At 53.0% G+C, this 20,162-nt stretch carries 23 protein-coding genes; 22 read left to right on the forward strand and 1 reads right to left on the reverse strand.

What is annotated here, in order from left to right; translation table 11 throughout:
* Positions 1-36: 36 nt before the first annotated feature.
* Complete coding sequence (locus SB13_RS06340) at positions 37-2,787, reverse strand: two component system sensor kinase (protein WP_026739552.1); 2,751 nt, start codon at positions 2,785-2,787, stop codon at positions 37-39.
* 266 nt (positions 2,788-3,053) lie between these two features.
* Here SB13_RS06340 and SB13_RS06345 point away from each other — a divergent pair, with 266 nt between their 5' ends.
* The 22 genes from SB13_RS06345 (at position 3,054) to SB13_RS06455 (ending at position 20,139) form a co-directional block, all read left to right on the forward strand.
* Positions 3,054-3,449 carry a pathogenicity island protein gene (locus tag SB13_RS06345; RefSeq protein ID WP_026739553.1) on the forward strand — a complete coding sequence of 132 codons (396 nt, stop codon included), beginning with the start codon at positions 3,054-3,056 and terminating at the stop codon, positions 3,447-3,449.
* Positions 3,436-4,920, forward strand: a complete 1,485-nt coding sequence (locus SB13_RS06350) for an EscC/YscC/HrcC family type III secretion system outer membrane ring protein (RefSeq protein WP_026739554.1) — start codon at positions 3,436-3,438, stop codon at positions 4,918-4,920. Before SB13_RS06345 ends, SB13_RS06350 begins: the two co-directional genes overlap by 14 nt.
* Complete coding sequence (gene sctD / locus SB13_RS06355; protein WP_026739555.1) at positions 4,913-6,103, forward strand: type III secretion system inner membrane ring subunit SctD; 1,191 nt, start codon at positions 4,913-4,915, stop codon at positions 6,101-6,103. The genes SB13_RS06350 and sctD overlap by 8 nt, the downstream gene beginning before the upstream one ends.
* A 10-nt stretch (positions 6,104-6,113) precedes the next feature.
* Positions 6,114-6,350 carry an EscE/YscE/SsaE family type III secretion system needle protein co-chaperone gene (locus tag SB13_RS18095; RefSeq protein WP_026739556.1) on the forward strand — a complete coding sequence of 79 codons (237 nt, stop codon included), beginning with the start codon at positions 6,114-6,116 and terminating at the stop codon, positions 6,348-6,350.
* 98 nt (positions 6,351-6,448) lie between these two features.
* Positions 6,449-6,736 (forward strand): hypothetical protein, encoded by a 288-nt coding sequence (locus SB13_RS06365; protein WP_026739557.1) that lies wholly within the window; start codon positions 6,449-6,451, stop codon positions 6,734-6,736.
* A gap of 14 nt (positions 6,737-6,750) precedes the next feature.
* Positions 6,751-7,344, forward strand: coding sequence for a type III secretion system translocon protein SseB (sseB, locus tag SB13_RS06370; protein WP_036150480.1), 594 nt, complete (start codon positions 6,751-6,753; stop codon positions 7,342-7,344).
* A 26-nt stretch (positions 7,345-7,370) separates the two neighbouring features.
* Entirely contained in the window at positions 7,371-7,859 is a 489-nt protein-coding gene (gene sscA / locus SB13_RS06375; protein WP_235202375.1) for a CesD/SycD/LcrH family type III secretion system chaperone SscA, read from the forward strand.
* A complete protein-coding gene (gene sctE / locus SB13_RS06380) occupies positions 7,837-9,297 on the forward strand; it encodes a type III secretion system translocon subunit SseC family protein (RefSeq protein WP_235202376.1) in 1,461 nt (486 codons plus the stop codon). The genes sscA and sctE overlap by 23 nt, the downstream gene beginning before the upstream one ends.
* Positions 9,298-9,306: 9 nt before the next feature.
* Positions 9,307-10,059: a type III secretion system translocon protein SseD gene (sseD, locus tag SB13_RS06385; RefSeq protein ID WP_152545820.1), complete on the forward strand. Its 753-nt coding sequence runs from the start codon at positions 9,307-9,309 to the stop codon at positions 10,057-10,059.
* Positions 10,060-10,075: 16 nt separating this feature from the next.
* Positions 10,076-10,507, forward strand: coding sequence for a type III secretion system effector protein SseE (gene sseE, locus SB13_RS06390; protein ID WP_026739562.1), 432 nt, complete (start codon positions 10,076-10,078; stop codon positions 10,505-10,507).
* Positions 10,508-10,548: 41 nt separating this feature from the next.
* Complete coding sequence (locus SB13_RS06395; RefSeq protein ID WP_051616507.1) at positions 10,549-10,983, forward strand: SycD/LcrH family type III secretion system chaperone; 435 nt, start codon at positions 10,549-10,551, stop codon at positions 10,981-10,983.
* Between the two features lie 38 nt (positions 10,984-11,021).
* On the forward strand, positions 11,022-11,834 hold the full coding sequence (locus SB13_RS06400; protein WP_051616500.1) for a hypothetical protein: 813 nt from the start codon (positions 11,022-11,024) through the stop codon (positions 11,832-11,834).
* An 836-nt stretch (positions 11,835-12,670) separates the two neighbouring features.
* Complete coding sequence (sctF, locus tag SB13_RS06410) at positions 12,671-12,886, forward strand: type III secretion system needle filament subunit SctF (RefSeq protein WP_026739564.1); 216 nt, start codon at positions 12,671-12,673, stop codon at positions 12,884-12,886.
* On the forward strand, positions 12,883-13,131 hold the full coding sequence (locus tag SB13_RS06415; protein WP_026739565.1) for an EscG/YscG/SsaH family type III secretion system needle protein co-chaperone: 249 nt from the start codon (positions 12,883-12,885) through the stop codon (positions 13,129-13,131). The genes sctF and SB13_RS06415 overlap by 4 nt, the downstream gene beginning before the upstream one ends.
* A 21-nt stretch (positions 13,132-13,152) precedes the next feature.
* On the forward strand, positions 13,153-13,428 hold the full coding sequence (gene sctI / locus SB13_RS06420; protein ID WP_026739566.1) for a type III secretion system inner rod subunit SctI: 276 nt from the start codon (positions 13,153-13,155) through the stop codon (positions 13,426-13,428).
* The gene (gene ssaJ / locus SB13_RS06425; RefSeq protein ID WP_026739567.1) at positions 13,425-14,144 is read left to right on the forward strand and encodes an EscJ/YscJ/HrcJ family type III secretion inner membrane ring protein SsaJ; all 720 of its coding nucleotides are present in this window, start codon (positions 13,425-13,427) and stop codon (positions 14,142-14,144) included. Before sctI ends, ssaJ begins: the two co-directional genes overlap by 4 nt.
* Entirely contained in the window at positions 14,126-14,731 is a 606-nt protein-coding gene (locus SB13_RS17225; RefSeq protein WP_235202377.1) for a type III secretion system domain-containing protein, read from the forward strand. Before ssaJ ends, SB13_RS17225 begins: the two co-directional genes overlap by 19 nt.
* The gene (gene sctL / locus SB13_RS06435; protein ID WP_036150478.1) at positions 14,713-15,408 is read left to right on the forward strand and encodes a type III secretion system stator protein SctL; all 696 of its coding nucleotides are present in this window, start codon (positions 14,713-14,715) and stop codon (positions 15,406-15,408) included. The genes SB13_RS17225 and sctL overlap by 19 nt, the downstream gene beginning before the upstream one ends.
* Positions 15,374-16,348: a TyeA family type III secretion system gatekeeper subunit gene (locus SB13_RS06440; RefSeq protein WP_026739569.1), complete on the forward strand. Its 975-nt coding sequence runs from the start codon at positions 15,374-15,376 to the stop codon at positions 16,346-16,348. Before sctL ends, SB13_RS06440 begins: the two co-directional genes overlap by 35 nt.
* 68 nt (positions 16,349-16,416) lie before the next feature.
* Positions 16,417-16,788, forward strand: coding sequence for a type III secretion system protein SsaM (locus tag SB13_RS06445; RefSeq protein WP_026739570.1), 372 nt, complete (start codon positions 16,417-16,419; stop codon positions 16,786-16,788).
* Entirely contained in the window at positions 16,785-18,830 is a 2,046-nt protein-coding gene (locus tag SB13_RS06450) for an EscV/YscV/HrcV family type III secretion system export apparatus protein (protein ID WP_394296365.1), read from the forward strand. Before SB13_RS06445 ends, SB13_RS06450 begins: the two co-directional genes overlap by 4 nt.
* A complete protein-coding gene (locus tag SB13_RS06455) occupies positions 18,820-20,139 on the forward strand; it encodes an EscN/YscN/HrcN family type III secretion system ATPase (protein WP_036150477.1) in 1,320 nt (439 codons plus the stop codon). Before SB13_RS06450 ends, SB13_RS06455 begins: the two co-directional genes overlap by 11 nt.
* Positions 20,140-20,162 lie beyond the last annotated feature (23 nt).

Raw genomic sequence — 20,162 nt, forward strand, 5'->3', positions numbered from 1 at the left:
CCTCTTAAATGAAAAGAAGCATTGGCAAGAACGGACTCAACTATCCAATGCTAAATTTAGCGCGTAACGTAGCTCTGCAATCTCTTCTGGTGTTAACGCCAGACCATGCTGAACACGGTTTTCCATATCAATCACGCTGCAGACTAAAGTGTTTAAGCCTGCTTGTCCGAGACACCCTTTTAACGTGTGTAACAGTGCGGCAGTTTCCTTCAGAGCCGATAAGTTTTGGTCAAGTTCGCCGAGCAGTAAATTCAGCGAACGCCGTATTTTTTGTCTCATCGTGGCATCATCGAGGGATAAAATCGCATGGCCTTCCGCGTAGTCTTGTTCCTTAAGAGGGATATCTCTTTGCAGCTGGAATTCCGCTGCGATGCTGATTCCGTCGGCCAACTGCGTCAACGTGACGGGCTTGGTTAAATAATGCTGCATTCCCGCCTCTTTACAACGGGCGATCTCTTCTGGCGCGGTATTGGCGGACAGCGCCATGATCATGCACTCGCAATCGAGGTTGTTGGTATCTTGACGCCACTGTTGCGTGCACAGGATCCCGTCTGTGACGGGCATGCGGATATCCATCAGTACCAAATCGAAGCTCTGATGCTGGCCGTGCATTAAGGCTTCTTTGGCATTTGCCGCCAGAGTGACGTCCTGTCCCAGCGACGTGAGCATCATGCCGATGATGTCTCGATTGACCACCGAATCATCGACCAGCAGGATGCGCAGCCGCCAGGGTTGGACCGGTAGCGGATCGGCCGTATTGTCTTTTTCTCCGGAGAGAGCGTGAATGACGGTGTCCCGCAATTTTCCCGGCAGAAAACAGAGGTCATCAGAACTAAAGGCGCTTTCCTCCGTGGACAGCACGCAGCGTAGTCCCCAGGCGGAGAGCTGACGATGCAAAAGCTGCGGAGCCGCAATCTCACCGCACAGCGGCGTGGGTTCGCTATATTCATCTAGCGGCAGCAGAAATGAGATGCAGGTCCCTAAACCTGAAGAGCTGCGCAGCTCCAGTTTCCCGCCCATCATTTTGGCCAGCGTAGAGGCAATGGTCAGCCCCAGCCCAGTGCCCTGGCTATGGCCCTGGCTTTGAAAAAAGGGCTCGAAAACGGCGTCTTGATCGGCAAGCGAAATTCCCTGACCACTGTCGCTAACGGAGAAAATAAGGTGATCGTTGTGGCGTTTGACGGTGAGACAAATACCGCCGGCCTCTGTGAATTTGAGCGCATTTCCCAACAGGTTCACCAAAATCTGCCGTAAACGCGTGCCATCCACGTTGAAACTCAGCGGCACTTTATGACCGACAAAGACTTTTAGCGTTAATCCTTTGGTTATTCCGGGCCCCTGAATCGTTTGCATCGCCTGATCCAACAAGGGCAGCAGCGGGGTCTGCTCCATGTGCAAGGAGAGTTGCCCTGACTCAATGCGTGAAAAGTCCAGAAGGTTATTGATGATGCCGAGTAGTGACAGCGTGCATTGGCTGGCCGTATTGGCAAGTTGATATTGCTTGTCGCTCATTGGGGTCATTTTCAGGAGTTCTAATGCGCCCAGCGAGCCGCTGAGCGGCGTGCGCAATTCATGACTGATGGTGGTGAGATGACGGCTTTTGCGTTTGTTGGCCTGCTCTGCCTGCTGCTTGGCAATCGTCAGTTCACGCGTGCGTTCGGCAACGGTTTTTTCCAAATTGTCATACTGAGCGCGTAGGGCATCGAGCAGCAGATTATAGGCGCGCGCAATGCTGCCCAGCTCGTCTTGACGGTTTTCTGGCAGACGTGCCGAGAGTGAATTGGGGCCGGTTTTCGTGATGATATCGACAAAATCCCACAGCGGACGCGCCAGGTAGCGATGAAGTAGCCAGAACAACATCGCGGCCAGTAACAGCAGTGTGGTCAGTGCAAAAGGCAGCTGGTTTGCCACAATCCCAATCGCTCTCTCCATTACCCCATTGGTCGGATATAAAATGACCTGCTGCCAACCGGGCCCTTTTAGCTTATTACGCAATACCAGATAACCGGGCAGTTGCTGCCATCCCTCCTTCAAATGAGCATGGAGAAATACTTTTTGCAGCGATTTCACGTCGATTTCATGCAGAGCTGAGAAGGGTAAGATCTGATTATCCTTGTCAAGCCACAGGCTGATGTCGCTATCAGAGACAGAATCCCCATAAGACAATATATCGTTGAGCTTGACCGTTAACCCTATCAGCACGTCATGCATCCCGGCCGCCGCGATAGACACGCTCCAGCCGCTCCCTGAGATGTATTCGGGTTTGCCCCAAAATAGATTGTCATGGGTTGCACAGAGGGGGAATTGCCACAGCTCCTTTTGACGGCGGACGAAATAATCGGACGAATGTTCTAGCGGCGGCAAGAGGGAAATGCCATAGCGCCGGTCGAGGATAAAACTATCAAGGTAGTAAGTCTGACCCGCGGTCCCGTAGAGCTGAATGAAGCTAAGATCCTGATTCTGCTTGTCTGGCGGTGTACAGACCGAGGTATCGACAGGAAAATAGCGGCTCTCGGTTTTCGTCGTCGGAGCGGCATTAACGGGAATATAGTGGTATTGCTGATAGTGGCGTGCGAGCGCCTGAGCATCTCGCTCAGCCCCTTCAAATCGATGATTGCTCAATCCCACCCTGAGGTTGGCGATGTGTGACAAATTATCAATCAGCCGATGGCGATTCTGGCTTAATGAAACATACGTTGCTGAAAAGATCGTGATTAACCAGATGGTTAATAGGCCGATTGAGATCAGGAGCGTTAATTTACCCACCAAGGAATACTGTTTTCTCATTACCATTATCCTAAGACAATAGCCTGATATGAAACGCCCAGGCTTCATCGTCAATGAATGTGGTGGTAGACCACCTCTATGTTGATCAGTATGAGGTCATTTGGATATACACAATCGCAATGCTTATAAACTTTGCGGGATTCGGCGTATGGGGCTGTCGATGAATAGGATGACAAAGTTAGCAATGCAATCAAATCAGGTCTTGAACTGATGTACACCTAAAGTTTTCCCATTGAATATCTCTCCTATTTTAGGAGTCAATATCGATGCTGGATAAATTAAAAAAAATACCGTTGATTGATGATGTACATATTTCTAATCATGATGGCGTAATCCTGATGAATATGGAAGGAAGAGCGGCGCGTGGGTATCTATGTACACTGTCGCTGGCTCTGTCTATCTATATCGATACCGTTGAGAACTTTACGGCGGAAACGGCAAATTACATGATGCTGTTGCTGGCAGCGTGCCCGCAACTCCATGATTACGCCCTACAAATGAATCCCGTAGGGGGGTGGCTATGCGGCTATTACGATAAAAATATGACGGCTGAAATAATGGCTGTGGAGGTTGAAAAGCATCTGGCGTTAACTCGCTACTTAACAAGCGTCCTCTCTTGTAAAATAAAATCAGGTAAGGAAAGAGGAAATGAAATTAAGTAAGGCGGCTGCTTTATCTATCCTTTTTTTCGGCGCCATGGCTCATGCGCAGTCACTGAATTGGACAGGAGATAACTTTTCCATCCGGGCACAAAAAATAGCGCTTTCGGTGTTATTACAGAATTTGGCCGAAGACTATGAGACTCAAGCGACTATCGATCCCGGTATCGTCGATGTTTTCAGCGGAACGATTCCGGCATCTCCGCCGGTTGAAATTTTGAATAAACTCGCTGCGCAATATCATTTGGCCACCTATTTCGATGGGAATACGCTCTATATCTATCCTGGCTCCCGCTTGACGCATAGTGTTATTCCCCTAAAGACCTTACCTGCCAGCTCATTCATCCACTATTTACGTCAGCGCGACATCATGGCGAAGAACAGCTGTGAGATAAGCCGCGTGCCGGGTATCAATGCGCTGGATGTCAGCGGGGTGCCCGCCTGTATGTCCCGAGTCACGCAGTTGGCCTCAATGCTGGATGGGGAAATGACCCGACGACAGGGCGATGCGGTTAGTTTGATTGTCTACCCGCTGAAATATGCCACGGCCATCGATGACCGCTATCAGTACCGCGATCAGACGGTTGTCGTGCCGGGCGTGGTCAGCGTGCTTCGCGAGATGAGTCGGAGCAGCGCACCTTCGGCTAACGCTAACTCACCCGATACGGCGGGATTGCCGATGTTTTCTGCCGATCCCCGCCAAAATGCGGTTATCGTTCGCGATCGCTCGGCGAACATAGCCGGCTATCGCCAGCTCATTAGTCAGTTGGATCAGCGCCCGAAAATGATTGAAATTTCCGTCACGATCATTGATGTAGACGCCGGTGATGTGAGCGAACTCGGCATTGACTGGAGCGCGGCGGTCTCTCTGGGCGGCGGTTCTATTTCGTTTAATGGCCCTAACAACAACACCGGCGGCGGATTTTCCACGGTCATCAGCAATACGCCGAGTTTTATGGCGCGTTTGGTCGCGCTGGAGAAGAATTCCCACGCCTATATTTTGTCGCAACCTTCCGTCGTAACACTCAATAACATCCAGGCGGTGCTGGACAAAAACATCACTTTTTACACCAAGCTAGAAGGGGAAAAAGTGGCCAAGATGGAATCTATTACTACCGGATCCCTGCTCCGTGTGACGCCGCGCTTGCTGGATGACCACGGCAAGCAGAATATTATGCTGAGCCTTAATATTCAGGATGGTCAGCAAAATGCACCGCTGAGCCAAGAAGAGCCGCTACCCCAGGTACAAAACTCTGAGATCGCGTCACAGGCCACCCTGCAGCCCGGTCAGAGTCTCCTGCTAGGCGGCTTCAAGCAGGACAAACAAATTCAAACACAGAATAAGATCCCTCTGCTGGGGGATATCCCCGTTATCGGGCATTTATTCCGGGATGATATCAATCAAACGCACAGCGTCATCCGCCTGTTCCTGATTAAAGCGACCGTGGCGAAAGGTGACAACAGCCATGGATAACGAATGGAAAGTGCGTTTACTCGGCGGCGTACTGCATGGCCGAGAGGTGTGGCTGTCGGAGGGGCATCTGACTATCGGAGAACGCGGCTGCGATCTCTGTGTCCCGCTCCACAGTGACGGCAAAATCGCACTGTCGGTGATGGAGGGAACGCTGTTTATTGATGCGGGAGGCGCCGGCGTTCTGCTCAATGGACGACGGCATAAAAACGGCGCCCCGTTGCCTGAAGAAGGCGTAGTGAAAACCTTGGGATTGGAAATGGCTTTCGGCCGTCACAATACCGATTTATCACGCTATCCACAGCGAACCGGCATGCCCGCTATTTTGTGGGGGGCCGCCCTGATGTTGATGGCGCTGATTGGCCTCTCTATCGTCGTGCTCTGGACTTATCCCGTCGTCAAGGCGCCCGAGTCGATGTCAGACCGCGTCGAACAACTGCTGCAGAAAAAGGGATTGACTGACACCACGACACGTTGGGATCAGGATGGCGCGCTGGTGTTGTCGGGGTATTGCCAGAATAGTGCGGCGATGCAAGCGGCCCATTCCACGTTAGAGGCATGGGGCGTGCTCTATCGGGACAATGTTGTCTGCTCCGATCAGCTCATCAGAGAAGTTCGCGATATTCTGATACAGGCGGGATATAACGATGCACAGGTCACTATCACCGCACCCGGCGAAGTGCATATCAACGCTGATATCACCATGGGGAAACGCTGGGCCGCCGTTCAGCCGCAGCTGAGCCAATTACCGGGGTTGAAACATTGGAGAATTGACAACCCGCACGAAATACAGAGTCAAGCGATTATCGATGAGTTACTCCACAATGGATTAGCGGGCAGCGTTAGCGTGACTCCAGTCGGTCAGGCCTTTGTCATCAGTGGCGTACTCAATGAAGATCAGCTGCGGTCCTTGCAGTTGCTCATGAAACGTCTGCGTAAACAGTTTCCCCATATTGAGTTGAGCTATCAACATGTCGCCGCGTCCAACGAAGGCAGCCAGCGGCTGCCTTCTCCGATTGCTGCGGTTGTCCACAGTCGTACGGGACTCTACGTCGTATTGGAAAATGCTGAACGCCTGAGAACGGGCAGTAGACTCCCAAATGACGGGGAAGTGATCGCCCTTAATGATCACGCTATGGCGCTCAAGTCCGGGGACGCCTTGATCAATATTCCCTTCAATTTTTAGCGGAGATACCGTGCCTACGTTGACAGATTTAGAAGATCACGTGCGTGACTCCGAAGCACATACCCGTGAACGATTAGTGCAGTTGGCAGAGGCCAAAGCCCGGTTATTACGGGCGATGAAAGGACCGTCGACCCCACTACAATATCAGCACATCACCTTATTGTTAGAAGCGGTCATTCAGGCCGAAGATATTATCAAGGTCATTTACTTTCGTTATCACAATCATCAAATAAATCGAGATGATTAAGAAGTGACGCCGGGTTTCTCACTGAACGAATACACTTGGAAAGTGAGATGAAATAAGTACCAATACTTGGTTATATATCGAATTTCACAGGTGATGTTATGAGAAAAGATATTGAGTCAGAGAGAAAAAGAATAGAGCGAGAATATATTTGGTTGGAAAATTGCTTTTCAGATTTTAATCATTTGAAAAAACGAATATTGGAGTTGGTTGCAGACTCAGCAAAAGAACCCGAGGCGGCGAAAAAACTTACGGAGTTGCATCGGCTTTTTCCTGAGGGGCTGGAGGGTATTGAAAATAATGCCAGGCAAGATATGAAAGCGTTAAATACCACGCTGAAGAAACTGCAGTCGAAATTGAAAAATATCGTTTCAAATTCATTGGAATAATTGAGGAGAATAGGATGAGCGTAAATGTATTATCCAGTCAAAACTCTCATGTTACGGCTACCGGTATCAGTTCATATTCACGCATTAATGAAAATGATGCTTCGCAGGTCAGTAGCAGCGAAGAGGAGAATCCTTTTGCTTACGGATTATCCGTTCTTGATAATTTTGAACTCGTGCTACAAAAAATCGCGAACGATCTTTTCAGCACTCTTGAACAGAAAAGTGTGCGTGCGCGTAATACGCAAGAGAAGTCCAACACCATGGATGAAATCATTGCCGAGGCGGCAAAAGGTGATGATAAAACTCGCGAAAAAGTGCCCGACGACGTCATTAAATATATGCAAGAAAACGGTATTACCGTGGATGGCGTCAATATCAATGACTACATCAGCCAGCATGGCGGTTCGGCAGGATTAGATAAAGGATCGCTGCAGGCCATCAAAGCCGCGCTGGATAACAGCGCCAACCGCGACACCGACCTGATGACGCAGGGACAGATAAAGATCCAGAAAATGACCCAGGAGATCAATGCGGTGATCACTCAGATGACCGGTCTGGTCAGCAAATGGGGCGATTTACTCAGCATGATTGCACAGAAGATGTACTGATGACGGAGCGCGGAAGTCCCCAGGATATGCAGATGCTGTTGCATTTTTTTCAGCGGGGAGGCGCGCTGCGCATGCTCTTGGACAAGGATGTTAGCGCAGAACTGGATGTGTTATTTCGCTATGCGAAACAGCTGATGGGGATTGGTGAATACGGTGCCGCGGCTCGAATCTTTAAAGTCCTGACGCTCTACGACGGGTGGTCGTTTGATTACTGGTTCGAACTGGGCGCGTGTTGTCAGGCGGACGGGGCTTGGATCGATGCCATCTATGCCTATGGACGTGCCGCGCAAATCCGTGTTTCGGCTGCACAGGCGCCCTGCGCCGCCGGTGAGTGTTATCTCGCCTGCGGTCATCGGCCGCAGGCGGCCAAAGCATTTAAAGCGGCTTTACTGGTGTGCGGCACTGCCCATGAAGGAGAGCAGTGCAAGGACCGAGAACGGGCGGATATTCGCCGCCGCGCACAAGTGGGCCTGGCCAAAGCAGGAGAGGATCATGAGTCGGATGCAGATAAATAGCGTTGCCAATGTTCATGCTGGATTGAGCGGAATACCGCCCAAGATCGATACACCCACCGTTAGCCCGCTCCGCGGTGGACTGAGCCATCGCCTTGGCGTGTTGCCCATTTTCGATGATGAAAACCCTGAGGCGCAGCGCTCACCGTATGTCAGCCAACAGGAGGCGGAAAAAGCGTTACAGCAGCTCATTCCTTCCGGTGCGATGGGGGCAAGTCCGCCCTCCATTCGCGACGTCATGGACATGGATCCGATGGTGTTGTCCATGATGATGGTGCAGTTGGTCATGAACGTTTCCGGCAACAACGCCAGCGCCCTCTGTCAGCAGTTGGAACGGGCGACTGAAGTCCAGGCCGCACTGCGAAATCAGCAAGTCGAAAAATATCAGGAGCAAATCAACAAGGCGATTGAACAAACCGATCAGGCGCGTAAAGCCGGGATACTGAACGCGGTATTCGACTGGGTTATCGGCGGTGTTGAAGTCGTCTATGGCGCGCTGACGCTCATGAGAGGTTCGCTGAGTGGCGACCCGCTGGCGATTGCCGACGGGGCGGCCTATTTATCCGCGGGCTTATTCGGGATGGTCAAAGCCAGCGCTGAAACGGCGATGTTGTTGGGGGCGAATAAAAACGATTGTCAGCAGGTTATCCAGGTCGCCGGTACGTTACAGACTAGCTGTGAGTTCGTGGCATTCGGCTTGGACTTTGTGCAGGTCGGCCGGGGAATCAGTGCCTCTCGCGCCGTGACGAAAGCCGCCGAAGAGGTGCTGGAGTCCGGTATAGGAGAACGTTTTGTTGAAGCCGTGGCGACAAAGGCGGCTGAAGAGGTCGAGGTTCTGGCTAAGAAGATCGGCCAGGAAGTGAGCCAAGAGTTAGGTAAAAACTTCGGCATGGCGATGGAGCGTGAAATGGTCGAGGTGGGTGATATGGCAATCGAAGCGGCGGCGCACGAGATAGAAGCTGAAGCGAATATGGTGCGCATGATGGGGAAAAGTTTTACCCGTGAGGGCGTCGCGGAAATGGTGGGATCCGTGCTTAAAGCGGTGGGCGAGGATCTCATCCAAAAAGGCGAGAAAGTGGTGGCGGAGAAACTTCGCGAGGCTGTGTTGAAGCAGCTCCGTAACACATTGATGAAGCAAATTCTTTTCGACGTCGGCTGTGACGCGTTAAGGACGACACAAAAGATCGGCAGCAGCGTGAATCATACTTTTTCGGGAGTGATCGCTTATAAAACCGCCGAATTGCAAAAAATGATTGATCAATTAATCACGCAACAAAACTTCATCGACTTCATGGTGAACTGGACTGAAGAGCGCAAGAAAACGCAGCAGAAGAGGCTGAATGAAGCCTATCAGAATGGCGCCAACGCAATGAAATGCGCGTCAGACATTATCGATAGCTACGGCACGGTGCTGGCGAATATCGCCGGAGCGCGCGCCTGAGGAGGAACTATGAGAAGTATTGATACCGCATCGACAACCCTTTCCTCGACGGTGACAGGGGCATTGCCGGTTGGAAGCGACACGATTGCATCTCTGTCGAGTCAGGGAACGTTGATTAAAAACCTATGGCCTGTCAGCCAGACACAAAAAAGGACGATGGACCCTGCTGGAGAGTTGATTCCTCAGACGCACAGCGCCGGGAACGCGGGGGCTGCGGATAACAGCAATGTCGCCTTCGATGCCAACTCGTTTTTCAACTTATTTGATGAGATCTGGGCCAAGCTCATGCTTCTGGCTAAGGAGCTACGCGACACGATGCAGTACTACAACCAGAAAAAACAGGAGCTGGGTTGGGGATTGGAAATCAACGCTTTGAAAAAAAGCCTTAACGCGATTGATGATAGCTGCTCGGCTGCCAAGCTGGATGCGGTAGGCAGTATCATCGGCGGCTTATGTTCGCTGGGCGGCGCGGCTTATGGTATAGCGGGGGCGAACAGTATTGCCCAAGAGGCCGGGCGCTTCGTGGGCAATGCCGCGGATCAGACTGTCAAAGGGACATTCAGCGCTCTCGCCGCCAATCTCAAGCGTACCGCCGATGAAGAAAAGGCCATTGCCGATTTGCAAGACAAAGGGGCGCAATCTTACGCCAAAACACTCGACGATATCCTGACGAAAGCCCGTGACATCATGCAGCAAATGATGGAAATGGGGCGCAGTCTGGTTGAGGTTTTCAGTCAGGCATTGCGCGCTATTTCGCGTTAACGCTCAGGGAGTCAGTATGAATGAGATAGCGCGTCTGCTGCGTCAGGAAGGGTTAGATCCGCAGCCGGCTTTTTTGGCCGACTGTGGGTTGCAGATTGGGCTTCAGGTGGACATCGCGCCCTATCGCCTTATTTATCGAGTGGATGCCGGCCATCTTATTTTGTGCAGCTTTTATCGGACCCCTGATAGCGGGCCGCAGTTCTCTTCGTTGATCCGGTTTTGGCGCTTGCTCCGTCGACTCTTTCAGCGCGTATCTTCGTTGAACGGCGTCAGGATGCTGGTGATCACCAATGTCTTGGATCAACGGTTGGCCTTACAGCGACAACAGCTAGTGCGTTTACTCCATAGACTGGGGGCGGTCGGTGTAATAAAGGACGGTGATGACTGGTTGGAGATACCGGCATCGAGGTTGCTTCATCGACGAAAATCTCCAGGGAGTAGCCAATAGCATTTTTTTCTCAAGATCCCGCCTGGAGGTATTTTATGCCCATGACATTCGATACGACTGAACAGGATATTTGGCAAAACCCAGAGGTCAGACAGGCAATGAAACTTGACCCTGAAGAAGTTTATGCCGAGGGGTATGTCGCCTGGCAAGCGGGGGATTACGGTAGCGCGCTGATCAAATTCAGCTGGTTGGTCATGACTCAGCCTTGGTGTTGGCGTTCACATATCGCCCTGGCAGGGGCGCTGATGATGCAGAAAGAGTATGTGATGGCCATCAACCATTACGGCTACGCCCTCATGCTGGATGCCTGTCACCCGGAGCCTGTTTATCAAATTGCCGTCTGTCTGAAAGCGATAGGGCAACTTTCAGAAGCGCGAATAGCGCTGCAAACGGCATTAGAGATGAGTTATGACGACCCTTCATATAGCGACGTGCGCGCTAATGTGGAACGCCTGCTGAGCCAGCTACTGGTTTAGCGTGGTGTGGCTTTATCACCTTCGACGACGGGGATTTGATGATGCTTCCTAGTCCAAAACCTGTTCCTCAAACCGCCAATATTGGCAATATTTTCCCTGCTCCCATTGCCGAATCCGGTGACGCGGCGGTCTCGGTTCCTGTGCTCATTCCGCCGGGGAGCCAGACAACATCGCCAGAGTCGGTCATGAGTCAAGAAACGCGAGCGAAGCGGGCGATTCAAACAGGATATTTTCTTCAGCGTTTGACGCGGCTCATCGGCGCAGCGTCTGTGTTTGGGCTTGCCGTCGCGGCAACGGTACTTTCTGGCGGGATGGGGATCCCTTTGGTCGCCGTGGCGGGCGTCGCGATGATGATTGCCGTGGGGGATAGCTGCTGTTCGCTTTATAACCTGATTCAGGTCAAAAACGATCGCGAGCCATTGGAAACAGCAGATGACTGCATTGCGCTGGCGGTCAGAGCCTTGATGATGTCTTTAGACTGTTCGGAGGCTTGCTCACTCAACGTGGGGGATGTGGTTTCGTGTCTTACTCGGGTGATTATTGGCTGCGCTCTGCTTGTTATCCCCACTGCGCATTTATCAGAGGGGGGGGCTCATACTTTGAATATTATCTCGACGGCCATCACCGTAACGATCACGTTCGGCGGAGAAGGGGTCAATATGTTCATCTCTTGGGTCGAGAGAAATAAAGCGAATGCCAAGGCGGCCGAGTCTAAGGCGCTGGCCGAAAAGACAGAGGCTATGACTCATGGCACGACTGAGGATGGCAAGTTGAGCGAGGAGCTAAAGGAAATAGTGAAGCAAATTGTTGCTTGCTATGAGCGGGAAAAATTGCAACAACCAAGCCTTTAAAAGGGCCGCATATGGCTGATATCACTCGCACCGGCAGTACGGTATATGCTGAGGTCTGGCAAGCCGTGCAAGAGGGGGGCGACAAGCTGCCGAGCCCTGTACTACCTCTGCCGCAACGCGCAGAGTCGTCGGCGCCCGGCGCTTTTTCTCGCGAGGAGGGGCAGCAAAGTATGCTGGCTAGCTTGGTGAAACGCGTTATCCGCGTCTTTCCCCCCGCCCTGTTTAGTTGGCAGGCAATCGTGGTGGGCGGTCAACTTTTATGCTGTAGTTCAGCGATCGTACTGGCGGTGCTTTGCCCTGGCACTGTGCCCTTACTGTTGCTGTCATCGATTGGCTTGGCGATTGCTGTTGCGGATATCGCCTGCTTCATCAAGCNCCAAGAGCAGGCGCTGCCGATGGAGCATGACAGCATTGCGAATGCGGTCTACTGCATCGCTCAGCGGTTTTGCGACAAACAAAAAAGTCAGCATATCGGCTCCGTAGTGTCTTTAGGCGCGCGTTTGTTGCTGACGGTGGCCTCTTGCGGATTGTCGTATATGTCGACTTCTCTGGGGCTGAGTTACCCTCTGTTCCGCCAGGTGTACAACGCAGCCCAGGGTTCCTTGATTTTTTTACGCTACGGCCAGCAAGGGCAATCGGTGGTAGGGCAGAACGCCAGCGGAGCTTTCTTCCGTCTTATGGCGCGCCTATTTCCTCCCGACGAGTCCGACACCGCTCCCTCTTACTCTCCAGTTCAGGCCATCACCCGATAGGTAACCTCAGGTAGCGCGTCATAATTGAGTTCGCGGGCAGTTTGGTGAATGACGTTGCCCGCCTAGCCTTAGCGGGAGGTCATTATGAACGTTGAGCAACTTGTGGATACGCTATCGCGTTTGGCGAATCAGGCAGGACAGGCCGTCGAAGACAAAATGAATGGTCAGGATATTTCTAACCCTGAGGCCATGCTTAAAGCCCAGTTTGCCGTGCAGCAGTACTCCACCTTCATCAACTATGAAAGCGCGATGATCAAAACGATCAAAGACATGCTGAGTGGGATCATTTCCAAAATATGATCTTGCTGACGGATGGCGAACGGCGGTTGCTGGTCGAGACAGCCTTTGCAGGGATCAATCATGGCCTGCACCGGCAGGTCCGGGGCATGTTACCCGCCTTACCTTATCTGGTGACGGATAACAACATGCGGGCGGTCTGTCTCGGCGTTTTATTTGCGGGGCTGAATGAGCCTGAACGGGCACGTCAGATCCTGACTGATATCACGCTGCCAGAAGCCGAATCGCTGAAAAACTACTTAACCTGATCTCATCATAGGAGTCTGCCCATGAGTATCCTCAGCAGCACGGCGGCGATCGATTCCAGTGCCGTTTACGGAACCCTCCATTCATCTGATGCTGACGTTCCAAGCAGTGAAAAAGTATCGGCATTCAACAAGTTATTGTATGCGGGGACACCGCAAGGCGACGTCGGCCAATTATCGCCCTCGCAGATGTTGGCGCAGCAGGCCACATTGATGGGAACGACGGTCAGCGTGGATCTGGGCGCGAAAGTCGCTGGCGCCGTGTCTCAGTCGGTCAACAAACTGGCCAACATGACATGAAATTATTGCGCTTTCTGTTGGTCTTCGGGCTGATTTTACTACTGTCAGGGTGTCGGGTTGAGCTCTATAGCGCCCTTTCTGAAGAAGATGCCAATCAAATGCTGGCTATCCTCATGCAGCACAACATCTCGGCGGAAAAGCAGGTGGCAGAAGGCGGCGTCACGTTGCGGGTGGAGAAATCACAGTTTATCAATGCGGTGGAATTACTGCGTCTCAATGGGTTTCCCCGCCGCAGCTACACGTCCGTCGATACGATGTTTCCACCGAATCAACTGGTGGTCTCGCCCGCGGAGGAACATCAGAAAATCATTTTCCTCAATGAGCAAAGAATCGAAGAGATGCTGAGCAAGATCGACGGTGTGGTTTGTACCGATGTCACGATTGGTTCTCACCTCCCGGATGATATGGGGGATAACGGCAACGTGTCGGTGGCGGTATTTATCAAATATTCACCGCAGATCAACCTCGAAGCGTTCCGGGTTCAAATAAAGAACCTGATTGAAAAATCGATTCCAGGCATTCATGCGGATCAAATCGGTATTCTCATGCAGCCGACTGAATTCAGAATGCACAGTGCGGCGAATGTGCCGGATGAGGGTCCGTGGAGGACGATACAGTGGTTAGCCCAACATCGATGGCCTTTAATACTCGCGTTGACGCTGGTGATTTTCATCCTTGTTTCTCTGATGTTAGTGGCGTGGCGCAAACGACGCTAGGCGTCGCCCTGCCCGAAGACACGATCTTGCTGCTGCATCGCTATCTTTGGACACCGGCTCGTTATGCGCATCCATGCTGGCTGACGTCGCTTGGCTTCAAGCCCAAGCCGGACTGGTCGTATGGTGAGAATCCTCAACGTGATCGCTGTTTGAATCAGGCATTGCGAGTCCGGCGGGGAACGCCGCGGCTTCCGCTTAAGCTTAACGATCGTCAACGGCGCATCGCGCAGCTGGCGCCTCACATGGAGCCATTTGCGCTGGCGATGGGCTTGTTGATGCTGGGCTGCAACGACTATTTCCTGTTACCCGATTACAGAAAGGCTATTTTACGCTGGTTGAATGAGGCGGTGATTCGGCAACTCTTCGGCCTCTGCCGGGGGACGCGTCGGGCGGTTTTTTCGCCTCTGTCGTTGAAAAGGATGGCACTGGAGCTCGGCACCGCCGTACTTCATCGCGCCGCGCTGGCGGAGCCGGTGCTGTATGCCATGTTGATCCTGTCACCGCCGTGCGAACGGGCCTTATGGCCGCAAGTCCCTACTCTGGCGATGAACTTACTGGAGCGATCGCTATGTGCCGAATACCGCTGACCGAGCTGGAGTGGCCGCTACCCAATCAGCGAATCATTCCCGCAGAGCAAATCGTGCTGGCGTATCAGCAGACCGAAGCGGCGAAAAATGCGCATCGTGACGCTGTCGCTATCGTGAACGCGGCCCGGCGTAAAGCGGAGAAGATCATTCAGGAGGCCCATCGCTTTCGTCGCCGTACGGAGGGCGAGATGCAAGAGGAGCTTGAGACGCTGAGAAAAACCACGCTCGACCAGTGCGAGACGCAGTGGCTTCATGCGCACGTGACCCGTTTGTTGGCCGATGAGGCGCTGGAAAAAGAAGTCGTCAACGCGGTGTCGAACCGGATCCATCTTAGCCTGAAACAGGTGCTCACCGCGTGGTTTGAACAACAACCCTATGACACAACCTTGTGCGCCCGACTGGCCAGACAGGCCGAACAGATGGCGGCTGAAGGCGCGTTAACACTGCATTTTCACCCAGAACATCAGGAAAAGATGCGGGCTGAGTTCGGCTCGCGTTTTACTTTCGTGCCCGAACCTGACTTTCCCCGCGATCATGCCGTGTTAGCGTCATCTCAGCTTTCCGTCACTTTTTCGCTCAGCAACCATTTTCAGCAGTTGCTCACATGGCTTCATTCCCCCTGCACGGACACAGGAGAGCAAAATGAGAGTATCGGATATCCCGGCAGTCATGAATGATACGAGGGATCAGCACCTTTCGCAGGCCTCCCACGAAAACGTCACCTCGCCGATGGAGCTGGCGCTGTTGGAATTACAAGAAACGGCGGGAAGCGCGCTCTCCGAGACGCTGCAGGACATGGGAATGGTGCTGGGCGGGCGCTTGAAGGATTTCCGACCGATGGATACAGAAGAGCGGCAACTGTTGCGGCAGCAGGCTTTGCTGAAGATGGTTGAGCGAATGCAGCAGCAGGAAGGCGGCTTGAACGTACAACTGACTCAACAAGAGAACCGTTCATCTTTGGGTCAGCAACTGTTAAGCCTTGCCGCCTTGCTGGTGGCAGAAGGCCTGGACCGCAAAAAACGGAAAAAACTGAGCGACCACCTCTCTGAGCTCATGGAACAAGAGGGCTGGGAAATTGCGCTGTTCGGCATGCTGGAACTGGGGCATGTGGATAAAGGGACATTAGCGCAGATGAATCGCTTGTTTCAGCAGGCGATGGATGAGGACAACGTCTCGTTATCCGAATGGTTCCAACGCGTCATGGAATGGCCGGACAGGCGGCAGAGAATCCGGGTTTTATTACGCGCGATGGCTTTCGAACTCTCGGCCTGCGTGATCGGCGCGCAACAGGAGCGGCTGGCCGCTGTGCTGGTGCGTTTACGCCGCCTGTTATTGTTTTTAGGGCTGGAAAAAGAGTGTCAACACACGGAAGCCGCTTGCCAGTTATCGAAGGATACCCTGCTTGCCTTATTGATCGACATCACCAACGAAAGTTGGCTGTTTGCCGAATGGTTAGAGGAGCGCATCACGCCGCTGGTCGATTCCCCAAATCTGTATCAACGGCTGTTACAGCATCTGGACGCACTTTTCTCGCACATGCCCGATCGCTGCTTCAACGATGAAGATCAACGAGACCAAATTCTTACCGTTTTACGGGGTTTGAAACAGGGGGGATAAGGTCATCACCGGATTCCGTCTCTGCGTCGCATTTGGAACTCTATGTTCAAGTTAATGCGGAGGTCGTCATGACGTTAGATCTGATCACGGAGCTCAATATCCAGCGCTTTATCCAATTAGCGGATATGCCGGATAGCTGCTCGATGGCCGAGATGTGTTGGAAAAAAGAAAAATACGAAACCTACCTTAATTATCGTGATAGTCGGCTGCACATCAGTCAGTGTCTGCCCAGGGATCCTTTTGACAACGATCTGTTGATGCTGGCGCTGCACCGCTGGCATCCCGCCTATTTCGCCGGTATCCCTCAGCGTTTCTTCACACTGCGCCGTGGATTATTCATCAGTTGCTCACCCGCAGCCGAGAGTACCGCCGAACTGTGGTTTCATCTTCATCGTCGCCAACAAGCTTTTTTGGAATCGTTATGCAAATCTCTGTCATGAGCAGAATGAGTATGCAGAAGCTTCAGCGGGGCTTGTCTGTATGCGCAAAGCGTCAGGACGTTGTTCTGGCCGTGGTCCTTCTCATCGCGATTGTGATGATCATTTTGCCGCTGCCGACATTCCTGATCGACACGTTGATCGCCATCAACATCACGTTTTCCGTCATTTTGCTGCTGATCTCTATTTACCTGAACGATGCACTAGATTTGTCGGCGTTCCCTTCGTTGTTGCTGATTACCACCTTATACCGATTGTCATTGACCATCAGCACCTCGCGACTGGTGCTGTTGCAACACGATGCGGGAGATATCGTGGAGGCCTTCGGTCATTTCGTTGTGGGCGGAAACCTGACGGTGGGGCTGGTGATCTTTTCTATCATCACCATCGTGCAGTTTATCGTCATCACCAAAGGTACGGAGCGCGTGGCGGAGGTCAGCGCCCGTTTTTCTCTGGACGGAATGCCCGGCAAGCAAATGAGTATTGACGGGGATCTGCGTGCTGGGGTGATTGATGCAAATCAGGCGCGGGAGTTGCGCTATCAGGTCCAACAAGAAAGCCGTTTTCTGGGCGCGATGGACGGCGCCATGAAATTTGTCAAAGGCGATGCCATCGCCGGCATTATCGTCGTACTGGTCAATATCATCGGCGGCATCATTATCGCGGTAGTGCAGTACGGCATGTCATTGAGCACTGCGGTACAAACGTATAGCGTGCTCTCGATAGGTGACGGCTTGTGCGCTCAGATCCCCTCTCTGCTGATTTCATTAAGCGCAGGGATTATTGTGACCCGCGTACCGGGAGAGAAAAAACAGAACCTGGCCAGTGAATTGACATCCCAATTGGGACGCCAGCCCCAGGCACTACTGCTGACTGCCATCGTGTTGACTTTATTTGCCTTGATACCGGGTTTCCCCTTCCTGGATTTCTTTGTGATGGCGATGTTCACCGCGATGCCGTTCTTTTTCATCCGGCACCGCTCACGTCTTCCCGCGCGTGAAGATCCCCACGTTGATGACATGACTGAAGACGTGATGCAACCTGGCGCGCGCCCGCTGATGCTGCGTGTGTTACCGGCGCTGAACACGAACAGCCTGGCAAAAGATATCGATGCCGTGCGCTGGCGGCTATTCGAAGAGTATGGCGTACCTTTACCGGAAGTCAGCATCGTGGTGGATAGCCGGGAAAGCGCCAACGGCATGACGGTGTTGATATATCAGGAGCCGGTGTTTTCTCTGGCAATCCCCGATCAACCCTACCTGCTGCTGAAACCCGATGAACAGCTGGAGTGCAGCGTACAGGCGCTCCCCAACGAGATGGGCGATATCGCGTGGTTGTCGCAGGAGATGGGAAAAAAAGCCAAAGGACTGGGACTATCGGTCGTCGACGGGAATCAGCGTATCACGACATTACTCAGACAGGTGCTGATACGCCATATGGCTGAGTTTATCGGTGTGCAGGAAGCGCGATACTTAATGGATGCGATGGAAAAGCGCTATTCGGAACTGGTCAAAGAATTACAGCGTCAATTGCCGATCAGTAAAGTCACCGAAACTCTGCAACGTCTTGTGGCGGAAAGCGTGTCGATCCGCGATTTACGCACGGTGTTCGGCACCTTGATTGAGTGGGCGCCGCGAGAAAAAGATGTGCTGATGCTGACGGAATATGTCCGTATTGCGCTGCGTCGCCACATTTTGCATCGGTTGAAACCTGAGGGCGAACCACTACGTACGCTCCGTATCGGAGAAGGGATTGAAAACCTAATCCGTGAGTCCATCCGACAAACCGCGATGGGAACCTACGCCGCGCTCAACATGCAGCAAAGCACACGCATACTGAGTTTGATTCGGGAAGCGCTGGAAGAGCACGGCGACTTGCGCGTGGTGACCTCAATCGATGCGCGACGCTTTCTGCGCAAAATGACTGAGCAAAGTCTGTTTAATGTGCCGGTGCTTTCCTGGCAAGAACTTGGCGATAACTGCCCGGTGCAGATAGTGCATAGCATTGATCTCACTGAACAAGAGCTGGCCTGCTATGAAGATTAGCGCTGCGGCTATCGCCGACCTGGAGCAGTCCCTCATCCCACAGGGAAGCCCGCCTCAGGGCGAGTTAAAAACCGGATGCCTATTGCATATCGGTGCCACACTGCTGACCGCCTGGCTTCCCGGCGTCTTTATGGGAGAGGTCTGCCGCCTATTACCTGATGGCGCGTTGGCCGAGGTGGTCGGCATTGATGGGCCGAAGGCGCTGCTATCCCCTTTCATCAGCACGGCAGGATTGTACTGTGGCCAGCGGGTTCAGCCTTTAGCCCGTCGTCACCTTGTCCCGGTTGGGGACGATTTGCTGGGGCGCGTGGTGGACGGTATGGGACGCGTTTTGGATGAAGGCCCGGAGTTGCATGGCCCGTGGCGTAATTATGATGCGTCGCCGCCGTCGCCCTTAGTGCGTCAGTTGATCGACAGGCCAATGCTGACGGGGATTCGCGCTATCGACAGCCTGTTGACCTGTGGTGAGGGGCAGCGCATGGGGATTTTTGCCGCCGCAGGTGTGGGGAAAAGTACCCTGATGTCGATGCTTTGCCGCAGCCCGGATAGCGAAATCAATGTGCTGGTCCTGATCGGCGAGCGTGGACGGGAAGTGCGTGAGTTCATTGAACAAACGCTGGGAGAAGCGGTTCGCCGCCGTTGCGTGATGGTGGTTTCGACCTCTGATCGGCCGGCGCTCGAACGAATGCGGGCGTTATTTGTGGCGACGACCATTGCCGAGGCATTTCGCGATCGGGGTAAACGCGTGCTGCTGTTTGCCGATTCGCTGACGCGCTACGCGCGCGCCGCGCGCGAGATAGCGCTGGGCAGCGGTGAAGTGGCCGCGCCTGGGGGGTATCCACCCTGTGTTTTTGCCGCATTGCCGCGCTTGCTTGAGCGAACGGGAAAGGGGGAACGTGGCAGTATCACGGCCTTTTACACCGTGTTGGTGGAAGGCGACGACATGAATGAGCCCCTGGCGGATGAAGTGAGATCTTTACTTGATGGGCACATTGTACTCTCGCGTCGCCTGGCTGAAAGCGCTCACTTTCCCGCCATTGATGTCTTAGCCAGCCTGAGCCGAGTGATGCCGATGGTGACGAGCGCCGAACACCGCACGCTCGCTAACGCGTTACGCAACCTGCTGGCGGTTTATCGCGAAGTTGAACTGCTGGTGCGGGTCGGTGAATTTACGCGTGGAGAAGATCCGCAGGCCGATCGCGCCGTCGATGCCTATCCCGCCATCTGCCGTTTCTTGCAACAACAGGGTGATGAATCATGCGTTCTCGACGAACAGCTGAAACAGCTGCGTCATTTGACCAGCGGTTGACGTTGAGTCGGTTACTCCAGATT

This window comes from Lonsdalea quercina subsp. quercina, assembly GCF_000688695.1.
Lineage (GTDB): Bacteria > Pseudomonadota > Gammaproteobacteria > Enterobacterales > Enterobacteriaceae > Lonsdalea > Lonsdalea quercina_D.

Coding starts and splice junctions, on each gene's coding strand:
- SB13_RS06345 (WP_026739553.1), top strand. CDS start 3,054: ATGCTGGATAAATTAAAAAAAATACCGTTGATTGATGATGTACATATT.
- SB13_RS06440 (WP_026739569.1), top strand. CDS start 15,374: ATGAGAGTATCGGATATCCCGGCAGTCATGAATGATACGAGGGATCAG.
- SB13_RS06445 (WP_026739570.1), top strand. CDS start 16,417: ATGACGTTAGATCTGATCACGGAGCTCAATATCCAGCGCTTTATCCAA.
- sctF (WP_026739564.1), top strand. CDS start 12,671: ATGAACGTTGAGCAACTTGTGGATACGCTATCGCGTTTGGCGAATCAG.
- SB13_RS06450 (WP_394296365.1), top strand. CDS start 16,785: ATGAGCAGAATGAGTATGCAGAAGCTTCAGCGGGGCTTGTCTGTATGC.
- sseB (WP_036150480.1), top strand. CDS start 6,751: ATGAGCGTAAATGTATTATCCAGTCAAAACTCTCATGTTACGGCTACC.
- sseD (WP_152545820.1), top strand. CDS start 9,307: ATGAGAAGTATTGATACCGCATCGACAACCCTTTCCTCGACGGTGACA.
- SB13_RS06400 (WP_051616500.1), top strand. CDS start 11,022: ATGATGCTTCCTAGTCCAAAACCTGTTCCTCAAACCGCCAATATTGGC.
- SB13_RS06350 (WP_026739554.1), top strand. CDS start 3,436: ATGAAATTAAGTAAGGCGGCTGCTTTATCTATCCTTTTTTTCGGCGCC.
- sctL (WP_036150478.1), top strand. CDS start 14,713: ATGTGCCGAATACCGCTGACCGAGCTGGAGTGGCCGCTACCCAATCAG.
- SB13_RS06455 (WP_036150477.1), top strand. CDS start 18,820: ATGAAGATTAGCGCTGCGGCTATCGCCGACCTGGAGCAGTCCCTCATC.
- SB13_RS06415 (WP_026739565.1), top strand. CDS start 12,883: ATGATCTTGCTGACGGATGGCGAACGGCGGTTGCTGGTCGAGACAGCC.
- sctE (WP_235202376.1), top strand. CDS start 7,837: ATGAGTCGGATGCAGATAAATAGCGTTGCCAATGTTCATGCTGGATTG.
- SB13_RS06365 (WP_026739557.1), top strand. CDS start 6,449: ATGAGAAAAGATATTGAGTCAGAGAGAAAAAGAATAGAGCGAGAATAT.
- sctI (WP_026739566.1), top strand. CDS start 13,153: ATGAGTATCCTCAGCAGCACGGCGGCGATCGATTCCAGTGCCGTTTAC.
- SB13_RS06395 (WP_051616507.1), top strand. CDS start 10,549: ATGACATTCGATACGACTGAACAGGATATTTGGCAAAACCCAGAGGTC.
- SB13_RS06340 (WP_026739552.1), bottom strand. CDS start 2,787: ATGAGAAAACAGTATTCCTTGGTGGGTAAATTAACGCTCCTGATCTCA.
- sctD (WP_026739555.1), top strand. CDS start 4,913: ATGGATAACGAATGGAAAGTGCGTTTACTCGGCGGCGTACTGCATGGC.
- sseE (WP_026739562.1), top strand. CDS start 10,076: ATGAATGAGATAGCGCGTCTGCTGCGTCAGGAAGGGTTAGATCCGCAG.
- ssaJ (WP_026739567.1), top strand. CDS start 13,425: ATGAAATTATTGCGCTTTCTGTTGGTCTTCGGGCTGATTTTACTACTG.
- sscA (WP_235202375.1), top strand. CDS start 7,371: ATGCAGATGCTGTTGCATTTTTTTCAGCGGGGAGGCGCGCTGCGCATG.